This window comes from Janthinobacterium sp. AD80 (assembly GCF_002878455.1).
GTDB lineage: Bacteria > Pseudomonadota > Gammaproteobacteria > Burkholderiales > Burkholderiaceae_D > Janthinobacterium.
In genome coordinates, this window is sequence record NZ_NRDQ01000073.1 from 1 (window position 1) to 14,513 (window position 14,513).

The following is a 14,513-nucleotide window of genomic DNA, read 5'->3' on the forward strand; positions in this document are numbered from 1 at the left end:
CCCATGCGCCGGCGGCGCTGGCCAGCCTGCTGCTGGTGGCGGCTGCCTGGGCAGGTGGCGCCTGGCGTTTGCAGCAGGCGCCAGCACCCATGCAGACGGGGCCGCTGGCGGGCCTGGTAGCCATCGATGATTTTATCGGCCCGGCCACGCCGCCGGCACGCGCGCAAGCCATCTGGGACCAGTACGCGCGCCATGTCGAGCAATTGGCGTGGCAGGGCGCGCAACTGCTGCTGTTGCCCGAAAAGATAGCCGTGCTGTCGCCCGTGCAGGCCGCTGCCGTGCAGCAGCGCTTCCGCGCGCTGGCACGCCGCACGGGCACATGGATCACGCTGGGCATTGGCGTGCAGGACAGCGATGGCCGCCGCAACCTGGCCTGGCTGTTCCCCCCCGATGGCACGGCGCCCGCCAGCTACCAGAAGCACCATCTGGCGCCGCCCGAGCGCGACTTCCTGGCGGGCGGCGCCTATGCCGTGCAGCCGGTGGCGGGACGCGCCATGGGCCTGGCCATTTGCAAGGACATGCATTTCGCCGCCCTGGGCCATGCGTATGGGGCGGCCGGGGCGGGCGTGATGCTGGTGCCGGCCTGGGATTTCCAGCTGGACGCCTGGATGGGCGCGCGCATGACCGTCGTGCGCGGCGTGGAAAATGGCTATGCCGTGCTGCGCGCGGCGCGCGAAGGCGTGCTGACGGTCAGCGATGCGTATGGGAGAGTGCTGGCGGAACGGGCCAGCAGCGCCATGCCGGGCAGCACCCTGCTGGCGCCGCTGCCAGTGGCCGCGCCCGTGGCAAGCTGGTCCGGATGGCTGGCGCCGCTGCTGGGCTGGCTGTGTGTCGTGCTGGGCATGCTTCTGCTGTGCGCGGGCCGCCGCAGCCAGCCGGTGGCGGGCGATTAACAGCCGGCGTGCTGCAATGCGCCATGCGCGGCGCGCCGTCTGGTCATATTATGTCCCGCCCGGCGACATAATCGTCCATTTCGCATCTTTATTGCGCTAAAGATACTGGCGCATTCCGGCCCTGTATATTGCAGTGCAATACAAGTGGTTTCAGCTGGTATTGCCAAAATGGTGGAAGCGGTATTAATTGGTACTTAATTCGGCCACGAAGTCGTACATATCGCCGCGGAAGTAGGAACGGCAGAATTCCACGGCGCGCCCATCGCGCAAAAAGCCCAGCCTTTCGACCGACAAGCCCGCGTCGCCTTCCTCCGCCTGCAGCAAGCTCGCCTGTTCCCCCGTCAGCAATAGCGCGCTCAGGCGCTGCAAGGCGCGCACGGGGCGGTTGCCTGCCTGTTCCAGCGCGTCATACATGGAGACGTCGACGGCGTCGAGCGCCGGCAGGCAGCTGGCCACGATGGTGGCGTACTCGAGGCACATCGGCACCTCGTCCGCATAGCGGATGCGGTGGAAACGGTACACGGGCGCGCCTGGCGACAGCCGCAGGCGCAAGGCCTCTTCCGGCGTGACCGTCCCCTCTGAACGCTTGAGCCAGACGCTGCGCGGCGTGCGCCCGCGCGCGCGCATGTCCTCGGAAAACGAGGTCAGCTTGGCGAAGTTTTTCTCGATGCGCGTATTGATGAAATTGCCCGAGCCGGGGCGGCGCACCAGCAAGCCCTCATTGACGAGGCCATCGATGGCCTTGCGCACGGTGATGCGCGACACGGCCAGGTCGCTGGCCAGCTGGCGCTCGGCCGGCAGGGCTTCGTCGGGACCGAGGATGCGCTTGTCGATCGCTTCGCGCAGCGCGCGCTGCAGTTGCTGGTACAGGGGCAGGCTACTTGTCTGCCCCAGGCCTTGCATGATGTGAGCCAGGGTTGTCATACGCTGAGGGTCTCCGTTACGGCGCGTTGCAGACGCGCTCTGTATCTGTTTTTGTGTCGCTGGATAATACCAAAAAAGACCGTAATAAAACCAATTTGAATTATCAGGCGAACAATTTTCAACCTTTCTTCCGGGTATTTAAGTGCCGCATACGGGCTACAGAATGAATTGCCTGAAGTGGTCTGTGTGATTCAAGCAACGTTATAAAAAAAAAGTTGCAACTGGTAGTGTTCTGGTATTGGATAGTAGTATATTGGCGTTGAATTGGTTTTGTAAGTGGTTGTGCCGAAGGGTCTGCAGCATGCTGGTGGGAATGGCGGGCTGTACAGAAGATCTACGTTAAAAATGAAAAGGGTCCAATCCTGGAGCCTAAATCAAGGGGGAGTACATGAAACGCAATTTGACACCTGCAGCTGCCGTAGTGAAATCCGGGTCGCGTAGCCGTACGCCGATCGCCGCGGCCGTTGCCGTGATGGTCGCTGGTCTGGCATTTTCGGCGCAGGCGCAAGAAGCACCCGCCGAAGACGTGACGGTTGTCACCGTGACCGGCGTGCGCGCATCGCTGGAAAAATCGCTGAAGCAAAAACGCAATGCGGATTCCGTGGTGGAAGTGGTGACCGCCGAAGACATCGGCAAGATGCCTGACCGTAACGTGGCTGACGCGATCCAGCGCCTGCCAGGTGTGAATACCCAATCGTCGGCCGGTGGCGAAGGCGGCTTCGGCGAAAACGACCGCGTCAGCTTGCGCGGCACCAGCCCGAGCTTCCAGCAAACCCTGTTCAACGGCCACGCCATCAGCACCGGCGACTGGTTCGTGCTGAACCAGTTCGGCGGCAACGTCGGCCGCAGCAGCAGCTTCTCCCTGCTGCCATCGGAACTGGTCAGCTCGGTTGTGGTGCACAAGAGCGCCACCGCCGACCTGCCTGAAGGCGGCGTCTCGGGCGTGATCGACGTGATCACCCGCCGTCCGCTGGAATTCAAGAACCAGATCACGGCCGAAGGTTCGATCCAGGGCTTCTACAATGACCTGGCCGGCAAGACCGACCCGCAGTTCTCCGGCCTGGTGAACTGGAAAAATGACACGAATACCCTGGGCATCATGGTGCAGGGCTTCTCGCAAAAATCGACCGTGCGCCGCGATGGCCAGGAAATCCTCGGCTACACGCCGATCCTGGCCAACAGCGCGGCAGCCCTTGCCCATCCTGAACTGGCCGGCGTGAAAGTGCCGACCTTCATCGGCGCCAGCCTGTTCGAGCAAAAGAAAACCCGCGAAGGCGGCGCGTTCGACATCGAATTCAAGCCCAGCAAGGACCTGACCCTGGATGTGAACGGCTTCTATTCGCAGCTGAAGGCCCCGCATCAGAATACCAACTGGCTGGCCGCACCGGCGAACTCGATCAACTCCGCCAACCAGGTGCCGACCAACTACACGGTCAAGAATGGCACGCTGACGGGCGCCACGTTCGCCACCAACTCGGGCGAGGTCGACAATATCTACCGTCCTGACGCAGGCGGCGAATCGTACTACCTCGATTTCAACTTCAAGTACCGCGCCACCAAGGACCTGACCCTCACCGGCAAGCTGGGCAAGACCCACGGCGTCGGCTACGACCGCGACGATGTCTACTACCAGAATAACGTCGACGGCGGCATGGTCTATCAGTTGAACGGCATGAGCCCGGCCAGCGTGTCCTATCCAGGCGGCACCACCACCAAGCCAGGTTCGACGGCATGGGCGGGCGGCGGCGAATCGCGTTCCGTCGACCAGGAAAAATATGCACAGATCGACGCCGAACTGCGCCTCTCGTCGGGCATCTGGGATTCGATCAAGTTTGGTGGCCGTCTGACCGACCACAAGCGCGTTGCCGAGCATCCGTTTGAAACCCGTCCGGGCGCACTGGGCTTCTCGAATCCGGGTCCGGTCTGGAATGGCACCATGTACCCGAGCGACTTCGCCAACAACCTGGGCGGCAACCTGTCGAGCAATTACTTCAAGTACGACGGCGCGGCACTCGGTGCCTGGGGCGCGGCGCCTGGCAACCGCCTGTTCGACTACGTGCGTCGCCACAACTGGACGGACGAATTCAAGCTGCAGGAAAAAACCTCGGCCGCCTACGCCATGGCCAACCTGACGGGCGACAACTGGAGCGGTAACTTCGGCCTGCGCGCCGTGCATACCAAGCAGTCGACCCTGGTCAACCAGGCCGGCGGCAACATCACCGGTTCCGACTGGGGCCCGTACTCGCAGAACCTGTACGAGCGCAGCTACAATGACTTCCTGCCTAGCGCCAACATCAAGTTCGATGTCCGCAATGACCTGGTCGTCCGTGGCGCGATTGCCCGCACCATCGCCCGTCCTGACTACAGCGCCCTGGGCGGCTCCGTATCGCTGAACGACGATGCATTGAGCGGTGCCGGCGGCAACGTCAAGCTGGACCCGGTCAAGTCGGATAACGCCGAAGTGAGCGCCGAATGGTATTTCGCACCGCGCTCGGCCTTCTCGGTGGGTCTGTTCTACATGGACCTGAAATCGGTCGTGTCGAACGGCACCACCAGCGCCACTTACTTCAACAGCAAGCGCAACGCCAATGCCGTGTACCTGATCACGTCGCCATTCAACACCAGCGGCAAGAACAAGGGCGCGGAATTCAGCTACCAGCAACCGCTGTTCGGCGACTTCGGCATCCTGGCGAACTACACCTATGCTGACGGCAAGCTGGACAACGGTGACGAGCTGGTCAACGCATCGCGCAACACCTACAACCTGACGGCCTTCTACGAAGCCAATGCCCTCAGCGCACGCCTGGCCTACAACTACCGTTCGTCCTACAAGGCGGGCGTGGACCGTGGCGCCAGCCAGCACGTTGAAGGTGCCGGCGGCCTGGCCGGTTCGCTCAACTACAAGATCAACGAACACTTCACGATCACGTTCGATGCGCTTAACTTGACGAACACGACCATCAAGATGTACGCGGAAAACAAGGATCAGCCACGCGCTTTCTATAGCAACGGCCGTACCTTCTACCTGGGCCTGCGCGCCAAGCTGTAAGCAAGATGACCGCTCTGGCGCACGCGCGCCGGGGCCGGTCTTCCTCGGTCTTTTCAAGGCAAGTCCCTGCACCAGGGGGCTTGCCTTTTTTTTTCGGCGCCCACCGGCTTGCCGTCTTTTGTCCCACCCGTCGTTTTGCCGTCTGTACTCATCCATAAAACCTTCCCGCCTGCGTGGCGGGCATCTACATGATCGAGGAGTCTATGAACAGTCGTTTGCATCCCGTACTACACCCCATCGCCGCCGCTGCCGCCTTGCTGTCGCTCTGCGCGGCGGCCCAGGCGCAGCAGGCCGCGCCGCCTGAAGCCATGCAGGAAGTGGTGGTCACCGGCATCCGCGCCTCGCTGGAACAGTCGCTGAGCCAGAAGCGCAACAGCGATTCCGTGATCGATGTCGTCAGCGCGGAAGACATCGGCAAGCTGCCCGACAAGAACGTGGCCGATGCCGTGCAGCGCCTGCCGGGCGTGAATATTTCCTCGTCGGCCGGCGGCGAGGGCGGCTTTTCCGAGAATGACCGGGTCAGCATCCGCGGCACCAGCCCCAGCCTGACGCAAACCCTGATCAACGGCCACGCCGTCGGCACGGGCGACTGGTTCGTCACCGACCAGGTGGGCACGGTGGGACGCAGCGTCAGCTTTGCCTTGCTGCCATCGGAAATCGTCAGCAGGGTCACCGTGCAAAAGAGTAGCCAGGCCGACCTGGTGGAGGGCGGCGTGGCCGGCTCCATCAACATCGAGACGCGCAAGCCGCTCAGCTTCAAGAAGCCGTTCACGGCCGAACTGGCCGTGCAGGCGATCCATGCGGACTTGCCGGGCAAGACCGACCCGCAGATGAATGCCCTGTTCAACTGGAAGAACGAGGCCAAGACCATGGGCGTGCTGTTCCAGGTGTTTTCCGAGAAGCGCCACGAGCGCCGCGACGGCCAGGAATTTTTCGGTTACGGCGCAATCGACCCGAACAGCCCGGCCGCGCAGAAATACCCGGAGCTGGCCGGCGTGCTGGCGCCGCTGGGCATCAACTCGGCCCTGTTCGAGCAGGTGCGCAAGCGCCAGGGCGGCAGCATCGACCTGCAGTTCAAGCCGACGCCGGACCTGATGCTGGACGTCAACGGTTTTTATTCCAAGCTGGACGCGGCCAATTACAACCGCAGCTTTTATAACCAGCCTGGCGCCAACCTGAACGCCGTTGACAATGACGGCAAGCATGTCGGCGTCATTCCCAGCACGTTTACGGTGAAGAAAAACACCCTGGTGGCAGCCGACTTTCCCGCGTCGCAATTTCCTGCCGCGAATGCCACCACGCCCTACAACGGCCAGCTGTATCCGGCCCTGGTCGACCAGATCTACCGCCCCGGCTCGAATTCCTCGACCGCGTATATCGACTTCAACGGCAGTTACCGCGCCAGCGAGCGCCTGCGCATCACGGGCAGCCTGGGCTATACGCGCGGCATTGGCGAAACGCCTGTCGACCTCGGCTATGAGGCGGGACTGACGGGCGTGGGCGTGTCCTACCAGTTGAACGGCCTGTCGCCCGCCAAGCTGAATTTCCCCGGCCTGGATATTTCCAAGTTTACCAACGTGGTGACGGCATCGGCCTGGGGTTCGCACGTGGAAACCCTGGATACGGAAAAGTATGGCCAGGCTGACGGTGAACTGAGCATGGATTACGGCGTGCTGGAATCGCTGAAGTTCGGCGCCCGCTATGCGGAACATCACCGCAACGTGGCGTGGCCGGAAAACCGCAGCTGCGCCGTGTGCGATGGCACGACCAACGCGCCCTTGCCGAAGTGGAATGGCGGCACTTATCCGAGCGACTATGGCAAGGGACTGGGCGGCAGCGCGCAGGGCCGCTACTGGCAGCTCGACCCGGCCGACCTGGTGGCGTGGGCAAACAAGTACGACAATTCCGGCGGCCCCAATTCGCGCAACTGGCCCGCCGAGCTGGACGTGAAGGAAAAGGATAGCGCGGCTTATATCATGGCCAATCTGGCCGGCAACAAGTGGCGCGGCAACGTGGGCGTGCGCGTCGTGCGCACGCAGCAAACGACGGTGACGAACGTGCCGGGCGGCGAAAACCCGATCGGCCAGGAAAACATCTTCGGCACCTATACGCCCACCATCGTCAAGCACAGCTATACGGACGTGCTGCCCAGCGCGAATATCAAGTTTGACCTGAGCAAGGACCTGGTGGCCCGCGCGGCCGTGGCAAAAACCATGGCGCGCGCCGACTACAGCGCGCTGGTCGGCGCCGTCAACCTGAACGACCAGCTGCTGACGGGCACGGGCGGCAATCCGGACTTGAAACCGATCCGCTCGACCAATTACGACGCCACCCTGGAATGGTATTTCGCTCCGAAAGCCATGCTCTCGGTGGGGGCGTTTTTCATGGACATGAAATCGTACGTGACGTTCGGCACGGCGCCCGTGACCTATTACAATAATACCTTCAAGAAATTCAACACCTATGTGATCCAGTCGCCGACAAATATCGGCGCCAGCAACAAGGGTGTGGAGCTCAGTTACCAGCAGGGTTTGTGGGGCGGCTTCGGCGTGGTGGGCAACTACACCTATACCAATGGCAAGGCCGACGATGGCGCCGCCGTGGTCGGCAGTTCGCGCGGCACCTACAACCTGGAAGGCTATTACGAGGATGAGCGCCTGAGCGCGCGCCTGGCCTACACCTACCGCTCCAGCTTCCTGGCCGGCCTGTTCAGCAGCTCGCCCCAGTATGTGCATGGCGTGGGCAACCTGGCCGCGTCGATCAACTACAAGATCGACGAGCGCTATTCGCTGACCTTCGACGTGCTGAACCTGAATAACCCGGTGCTCAAGTATTACGGCGCCAACCAGGACCAGCCGACGGCCCTGTATTCGAATGGCCGCCAGTATTATTTTGGCCTGCGCGCCAAGCTGTAGTGGATAAGGCCTGACGAAATTGCCGAGTGCCGGTGTCGTCAGGCGTCGTCATTTTTCAGGCTTTCCGCCACAAGCGGTGGGCCTGCTTTTTTCATTTGGAACTGTTTGACCATGACTATTGCTTCCCAACGCTACCTCGCCCTTGACGTGCTGCGCGGCATGACCGTCGCCCTGATGATCGTCGTCAATACGCCCGGCGACTGGGGCAGCGTGTACGCCCCTTTCCTGCATGCCGAATGGCATGGCTTTAGCCTCACGGATCTGGTATTTCCCAGCTTCCTGTTTGTCGTCGGCAACGCGCTGGCGTTCGCGCTGGGCAAGTATGAACACCTGGGACACGGCGCCGTGCTGGCCAAGCTGTGCAAGCGCAGCGCGCTGATCTTTTTACTTGGCTTCCTGCTGTACTGGTTCCCCTTCTTCAAGATCGATGACGCGGGCCAGTTCGCCTGGTCACCGCTGTCGCACACGCGCATACCGGGCGTGCTGCAGCGCATCGCCGTGTGCTACCTGGCCGCCGCCCTGATCCTGCATTACTGGAAGACGCGCGGCGCGCTCGTCTTCAGCGCCTGCGCCTTGCTCGGCTACTGGGCCATCCTGGCAAACTGGGGCGACTACAGCCTGCACGGCAATGCGCCGGCCAAGCTGGATTTGCTGCTGCTGGGCGACAGCCATGTGTACCACGGCGAAGGCATCGCCTTCGATCCGGAAGGGATACTCGGCACCTTGCCCTCGGTGGTCAACGTCATCGCAGGCTATCTGGCGGGCAGCTTCCTGCGCCGCACGGCGCCGGCGCAGCTGCGTTCCGCGCTGTATCGGCTGGTAGTGGCCGGCGTCATCTGCGTGGCCGTGGCCCTGTGCTGGAACGCGGTGTTTCCGATTAATAAAAAGCTGTGGACCAGCTCATACGTGATGCTCGGCATCGGCCTGGACTTGCTGCTGCTGGCGCTGCTGATGTTCCTCATCGACGTGCGCAAGGTCACGGGCTGGACCTACTTTTTTGAAGTGTTCGGCAAGAACACCTTGTTCATCTATTTGCTGTCGGAAGTGCTGGTGATCATCGCCTTTACCGTGCGCATCGGCGGCGTCAACCTGTACCAGTGGCTGTACCAGCAGTGGTTTACGGGCTGGGCGCCGGCACGCGTGGGCTCCTTGCTGTTTGCTGTCAGCTTCATGCTGCTGTGCTGGCTGATCGCCTACGCCATGGACAAGCGAAAAATCTACATCAAGGTCTAGAACTTCAGCTTCAGGCCGTAACGGGTCGCCAGTGCGGTCAACAGCAGCATCAGGGCGGTGACGGCGGCGGCATTCCACAGGCCGGCCGCGCCGCCCGTTTCCCAGCAGGGCCACCAGAAGCGCGGCAGGTGCAGCATGTCCGCCAGTTGCTGCCACAGGTCGGGCACGATGTAGGCGAACAGGGCATTGGTACCGGCCGGCAGCAGCGGCACCGCCCACGCGCGCCAGCGCCATACATCGATGACGACGTAAAACACGAGGAACAGGGCCAGGATGATGGCGCTGCAGACCAGCGTATACGATTCCGTCGCCGCGATCTTGTTGATGTGGTGATACGGCCGCAGCAGCATGCCGGCGGCAAACAGTCCCAGCGCAAACCAGGCCATGAAACGTAGCCTCTGGCCATGTGTCAAGGCGGCGCCGCGCAGGAACAGCTGGCCCACCAGGGTGCCGGCCAGCACATTGGCGGCCGTCGAGCCGAGCACTTGCGGCACGTTGACGAAGGCGTTGATGCGTGCCGGCAGGAAGTCCAGGCTGCCCGCCGTGCCGCCCATGTACAGCACGATCAGCAGGGCCAGCACGCCCATCAGCGCCGTGCTGCTGCCCCGGCACGCCAGGTACAGCAGGCTGCACAGCAGGTAGGCCCAGCCGATCATGCCGAGGATGCCCCACCACGACGGTTGCAGCCAGGGACTGGAAAACTCGGCATTCAGTTCTCCCCGAAAACCGGCCAGCAGGAACAGCATCAGCACGCCGCCCGCAGCCAGTTCCCGCTTGCCCGCGCCCTGGCGCCACAGCAGGATCATGGCCACATAAAACAGCAGGAAATACGCGGCGCGCGGCAGCAGCGCGGCCTGCGCATCGTAGCGGTAGGCATTGGCCAGCACGACGCCAGCGAGCATCAGGCTGCCTGAACGCCACAGCAAGCGCCCCAGCAAGGCGGGCGTGACCTGGCCGCAGTGGCGCTGCAGGGCCAGGGGGATGGCTATGCCGAGCATGAACAGGAAGCCGGGGAAGACCAGGTCCGGCACGCTGATGCCGTCGGCACGGGGCCCCGCATGTTCGAGCCAGTAGGGGATGGCGGGCATGCCGGCCAGGTAGTTGACCCAGATCATGGCGACGATCACGCAGCCGCGGAAGGCATCCAGGCTGGTCAGGCGTTCGGCGGCGGTGCTGGTGGCGGTGGAGGCGGCGGCTGGCGGCATGGGCGGCTGAAAAAGGTCGAAAAAAAAGCGGCCCCGGCGTTGACCGGGTACCGCTTTGCTAGGCTGTTGCAGGCAAGGCTTACTGTGCCGCTGCCGCTGGTGCCGCCGCTGCCGTGGCAGGACGGTTCAGCCAGAAGATCCAGTAGCGGGCCAGGTCGCCGACGCCGTCGCCGCCCTTGACGGTTTCCAGGATCTTGATGGCTTCATCTTTCTTGCCAGCCATGGCGTAGGAATAGCCGAGGCGCAGCTTGGCATCTTCAGGACGCTTCAGGCCGCCCTTGGCGATGCCTTTTTCGATCAGGTCGATGCCTTTGTCGAACTGGTCCATGGTGACGTAGGCGTAGCCCAGGTTGATCAAGCCCGTGCCGTCCTTGCTCTTCATGGCCGATGCTTCGCCGCTGGCGATGCTCTTCGCATCATCGGCGGCGCCCTTGTTGGCCTGGTCGCGCAGGCGCTTGTGTTTGGCAGCATTCGCGCCCGTGCCCAGCACGCCCTTGGCGTAGCCGGCGTCCAGCACTTTTTTCGCTTCCGTCGGGAAGGCATTTTGCAGGGCGATTTCAGCCATGTCGCTGTAATCCTGCGGCGGCATGGTGCCGACGGCCTTGAATTGCAGGCGCAGCACGTCCAGCGCGAAGCGGTCGGAATAGCCGGCCTTGCTTTGCACGCGGCCCAGCAGGTCGCTCCAGTAGTCGTCCGACGGGTAGTAGCGCACCAGGTTTTCCATGGCGATCAGGTAGGTGGCCGGATCCTTGCTTTTCGAACCCGTGTTGGCCAGCAATTGCAGTTCTTCGATGGTCGGCGTCTTGCCGGCCGCTTGCTTGGCCGTCAGGTCGCTCATCAGTTCCTGCTTGGCGCGCGCGAAATCATTGTTGAAGTAGTAGGCGCGGATGATGTACGGACGCACGCTGGCCACGTCGCCAGTGTCCGTTTGGTAACGGGTGAACCACTTGATGGCGTTCGTGTAATCCTTGGCGTTGTAGTGGTAGTTGGCCAGCGCCTGGATGAAATCGCCTTGCGATTTCTTGTCCAGCTTGCCCGATTCGATCACCGCTTCGAGTGCCGTCATGGCCATGGGCGCATTGTTGGTGGTCGAGGCCAGCGCCACGCGCAGGCGGTTGATCACGAACAATTCGTAGGGCGTCAGCGCCGGCGTGGCGGCGGCCTGGTCGATGCGGCTTTGCACGTCGGCGTAGTTCTTGGCATCCATCGACGCCTTGACGGCGGCCGGATCGAGCAGCTTGAAGATTTCAGGGCGCACCGTATCGGCTGGGGCAGCGGCAGGCGCACCGGCAGCCGGGGCGGCAGGCTTGGCATCCTGGGCGTGCGACAGGGCTGGCAGGACGTTCAGGCCGATGGCGGCCAGGAGCAGGCTAAGACGTGCAAGACGGAATTGGGACATGGGTTATCCTTCAATCAATAACAAAAATACGCCCCCGGTACTGGTTGCCGCAACAGCGCGCGGCGGCATTTGCCGGGGGCAGGGAATCTTAAAAAACACGTATTCTGCCATCCTGACCGCACAAGTCAAAGGGCGGCAGCATGGTAAACAACGGCTATTGTCACATAAACGGCTGGGCTGGAGCGCCAAACGTGCGCGCCAGCGCCTGGCCCGCCGCATCGAACAGCAGGCAATGCGCGGGCGGCAAGTGCAGGCGCAGGGCGTCGCCCGCCTGGCGCCGGCCGTCGCCGGCCGGCAGCTTGACGGCCAGCATCTCGGTCAGCATCCCGGCCACGCCCGGCATGCTGGCGTAGACGATGGCCACGTCGCCCAGGTATTCCACATGGCTGACGGCCGCCTCGACCACGTTATTGTCCGCTGTGCCGCCGCCGTGCAGGCTGACATGCTCGGCGCGCACGCCCAGTGTCAGCCGGTCGCCCGGCGCCACCTTGGCGCCCTGCGCGTCGACATCGAGCACGCTGCCGCCCGGCAGGCGCACGGACACCGAACCAGGCCCGCAGGCGACAGCCTCGCAGGCGATGAAATTCATCTTCGCGCGCGCGAGGAAGCCGGCGACGAACAGGTTGCCGGGGTTGTTGTACAGCGCGTGCGGCGTGCCCACCTGCTCGATGCGCCCGCCATTGAAGACGACGATGCGCTCGCCCAGGGTCATGGCTTCGACCTGGTCGTGCGTGACATAGATCATGGTGGTCTTGAGTTCCTGATGCAGGCGCGAGATTTCCACGCGCATCTGCACGCGCAGGGACGCGTCCAGGTTCGACAGCGGCTCGTCGAACAGGAAGACCTGCGGCTTGCGCACGATGGCGCGGCCGATGGCCACGCGCTGGCGCTGGCCGCCCGACAGGTCCTTGGGCTTGCGCTGCAACAGGGGCGTGATCTGCAAAATCTCGGCCGCGCGTTCGACGGCGGCGCGCACCTCGGCTTTTTTATGTCCTGCCAGGGAGAGGGCGAAGGCCATGTTCTCGAACACCGTCATGTGCGGATATAGGGCGTAGCTCTGGAAGACCATGGCCAGGCCCCGCTCGGCCGGCGCGATGTCGTTGGCCAGCTGGCCGCCGATATGCAGCTCGCCGTCCGTGATGTCTTCCAGGCCGGCGATCATGCGCAGCAGGGTCGACTTGCCGCAGCCGGACGGGCCGACGAAGACGACGAATTCGCCGTCGCGGATATCGAGATCGATGCCGTGAATGACAGGGTGCTTGTCGTCGTACAGCTTGACGATATTCTTTAAGACGATATGGGCCATGTGGTGTTTCTATCCTAGCTGGCGCTGGCTGGCGCCTGTGGCGACCCGGTCTTGGCTTCGGCCTTGCCCAGGTCAGGTTGGTCGGCATCTTCCTTCGGCCCGACGCGGATGAAGCGCGACAGCACCAGCACGGGGATGGCCGACACCAGCACCCACAGGAAGAAATTCTTGTAGCCTAGCGCCATCTGCACGTCGCCGCTGATCATCTTGAACAGCACGGAACCGAGCTGCATCACGCCGGTGGCGAACGCATAGTGGGCCGTCTGGTATTTGCCCACGGAGACCACCTGCATCATGTACAGGATCAGGCCGACGAAGCCGAAGCCATAGCCGAACATTTCCACGCTGAGCGCGGCGGTGATCAGGGCCAGGTCGGTCGGCATGCTGTGGCTCAGGTAATAGAACACCAGGTTCGGCAAGTTCATGGCCAGGATCAGGAAGAACATGGCGCGCTTGAGGCCCAGCCAGGAGGTGAAGTAGCCGCCGCCGATGCTGCCCAGCAGGAACGCGACGGTGCCGGCCGTGCCGTAGACGGCGCCCACTTCCGTCGTCGACAGGCCCAGGCCGCCCAGTTCGCGCGCTTCGCGCAGGAACAGCGGGCCGATGGTCTGCACTTGCGCCTCGCCGGCGCGGAACAGGATGATGAAGGCGATCATGCCCCAGATGCCGGGTTTTTTCAGGAAGTCGACCAGCACGTCCCACAGCGTGCGGCTGATGCCGGCCACGCTCTTGTCGGCCACGGCGGCGTTGCGCACCTGCGGCAAGGCCCACAGGTGATACGCGGCCAGCGACAGCATGATGGCGCCGATGATCAGGAAGATCACCGACCATGCCTGCTGCTTGCCGATATGGTCTTCCAGGTAGCCTGCCAGGATCACCAGGCCGCCCAGCGAGATGAACTTGCCGGCATTGAAGAAGGCGCCCTGCCAGCCCGCATAGGCCGCCTGCTGCTTGGCGGACAGGCTGGCGATATACAGGCCGTCGCAGACGATGTCGTGTGTCGACGACGCCAGCGCGGCGACAAACAGCACGGCGATGCAGGCGGCGAACCACAGCGGGGTGTGCAGGGCCAGCGCGATCAGGCCCAGGCTCAGGCCACCGAGGAACTGGAACAGCACCACCATGGTCTTCTTGCTTGACGCCAGCTCCAGGAAGGGACTCCACAGCGACTTGAAGACCCAGGCAAAACCGATCAGTCCCGTCCAGCGGGCGATCTGGTCGTTCGGCACGCCCAGGCTCTTGAACATCAGGCCGGCCACCAGGGCCACCGCGTAAAACGGCAGGCCCTGGGCGAAGTACAGCGTGGGCACCCAGGTGATCGGGCTGCGGGCGCGCTGGCTGTTATTGCTGCTCTTGTCGTTCATGAACACTTCCTCGGGTGATGGCGCCATCTGGCGATGGCGAAGGTACGGCTGTTATGCATGCGATTGTTCGTCAAGGTTGCCGCGCCAGCGCCGCCCTGCAGCGGCGCCAGCCTTCGGCCAGGATGATGCGGTCGGCCGCCTCCTGCACGTAATGCTGGGCGTGGGGCTCGGCCTTGGCCGGGTAGCGCCGCGCGTGTGCGGTCAGGCGCGCCAGCCGCGTGCCCG

The 14,513-nt window shown here is 63.2% G+C and carries 9 protein-coding genes; 4 read left to right on the forward strand and 5 right to left on the reverse strand.

What is annotated here, in order from left to right:
- Nucleotides 1-893: carbon-nitrogen hydrolase family protein (locus JaAD80_RS15475; RefSeq protein ID WP_146012402.1), on the forward strand; the 893-nt coding region annotated here is incomplete at its 5' end.
- A gap of 183 nt (nt 894-1,076) precedes the next feature.
- On the opposite strand, the gene JaAD80_RS15480 is transcribed toward JaAD80_RS15475, so the two are convergent.
- Nucleotides 1,077-1,817 (reverse strand): GntR family transcriptional regulator, encoded by a 741-nt coding sequence (locus JaAD80_RS15480; RefSeq protein WP_102295267.1) that lies wholly within the window; start codon nt 1,815-1,817, stop codon nt 1,077-1,079.
- A gap of 388 nt (nt 1,818-2,205) precedes the next feature.
- On the opposite strand from JaAD80_RS15480, the gene JaAD80_RS15485 reads away from it, so the two are divergent.
- From JaAD80_RS15485 to JaAD80_RS15495, 3 genes are all read left to right on the forward strand, one after another.
- Complete coding sequence (locus tag JaAD80_RS15485; protein ID WP_102295269.1) at nt 2,206-4,866, forward strand: TonB-dependent receptor; 2,661 nt, start codon at nt 2,206-2,208, stop codon at nt 4,864-4,866.
- Nucleotides 4,867-5,069: 203 nt separating this feature from the next.
- Nucleotides 5,070-7,781 carry a TonB-dependent receptor gene (locus JaAD80_RS15490; RefSeq protein WP_102295270.1) on the forward strand — a complete coding sequence of 904 codons (2,712 nt, stop codon included), beginning with the start codon at nt 5,070-5,072 and terminating at the stop codon, nt 7,779-7,781.
- A 111-nt stretch (nt 7,782-7,892) separates the two neighbouring features.
- The gene (locus JaAD80_RS15495) at nt 7,893-9,014 is read left to right on the forward strand and encodes an acyltransferase family protein (RefSeq protein WP_102295272.1); all 1,122 of its coding nucleotides are present in this window, start codon (nt 7,893-7,895) and stop codon (nt 9,012-9,014) included.
- Here JaAD80_RS15495 and JaAD80_RS15500 read toward each other — a convergent pair.
- The 4 genes from JaAD80_RS15500 to JaAD80_RS15515 all read right to left on the reverse strand — a co-directional run bounded on the left by JaAD80_RS15500 (nt 9,011) and on the right by JaAD80_RS15515 (nt 14,288).
- Nucleotides 9,011-10,219, reverse strand: a complete 1,209-nt coding sequence (locus JaAD80_RS15500; protein WP_102295273.1) for a DUF5009 domain-containing protein — start codon at nt 10,217-10,219, stop codon at nt 9,011-9,013. The genes JaAD80_RS15495 and JaAD80_RS15500 overlap by 4 nt on opposite strands.
- A gap of 79 nt (nt 10,220-10,298) precedes the next feature.
- Nucleotides 10,299-11,618, reverse strand: a complete 1,320-nt coding sequence (locus tag JaAD80_RS15505) for a hypothetical protein (protein WP_102295274.1) — start codon at nt 11,616-11,618, stop codon at nt 10,299-10,301.
- Between the two features lie 160 nt (nt 11,619-11,778).
- A complete protein-coding gene (locus tag JaAD80_RS15510) occupies nt 11,779-12,924 on the reverse strand; it encodes an ABC transporter ATP-binding protein (RefSeq protein ID WP_102295276.1) in 1,146 nt (381 codons plus the stop codon).
- 14 nt (nt 12,925-12,938) lie between these two features.
- Nucleotides 12,939-14,288 (reverse strand): MFS transporter, encoded by a 1,350-nt coding sequence (locus tag JaAD80_RS15515; RefSeq protein ID WP_102295278.1) that lies wholly within the window; start codon nt 14,286-14,288, stop codon nt 12,939-12,941.
- Nucleotides 14,289-14,513 lie beyond the last annotated feature (225 nt).

Coding starts and splice junctions, on each gene's coding strand:
- JaAD80_RS15510 (WP_102295276.1), bottom strand. CDS start 12,924: ATGGCCCATATCGTCTTAAAGAATATCGTCAAGCTGTACGACGACAAG.
- JaAD80_RS15505 (WP_102295274.1), bottom strand. CDS start 11,618: ATGTCCCAATTCCGTCTTGCACGTCTTAGCCTGCTCCTGGCCGCCATC.
- JaAD80_RS15515 (WP_102295278.1), bottom strand. CDS start 14,288: ATGAACGACAAGAGCAGCAATAACAGCCAGCGCGCCCGCAGCCCGATC.
- JaAD80_RS15495 (WP_102295272.1), top strand. CDS start 7,893: ATGACTATTGCTTCCCAACGCTACCTCGCCCTTGACGTGCTGCGCGGC.
- JaAD80_RS15500 (WP_102295273.1), bottom strand. CDS start 10,219: ATGCCGCCAGCCGCCGCCTCCACCGCCACCAGCACCGCCGCCGAACGC.
- JaAD80_RS15480 (WP_102295267.1), bottom strand. CDS start 1,817: ATGACAACCCTGGCTCACATCATGCAAGGCCTGGGGCAGACAAGTAGC.
- JaAD80_RS15490 (WP_102295270.1), top strand. CDS start 5,070: ATGAACAGTCGTTTGCATCCCGTACTACACCCCATCGCCGCCGCTGCC.
- JaAD80_RS15485 (WP_102295269.1), top strand. CDS start 2,206: ATGAAACGCAATTTGACACCTGCAGCTGCCGTAGTGAAATCCGGGTCG.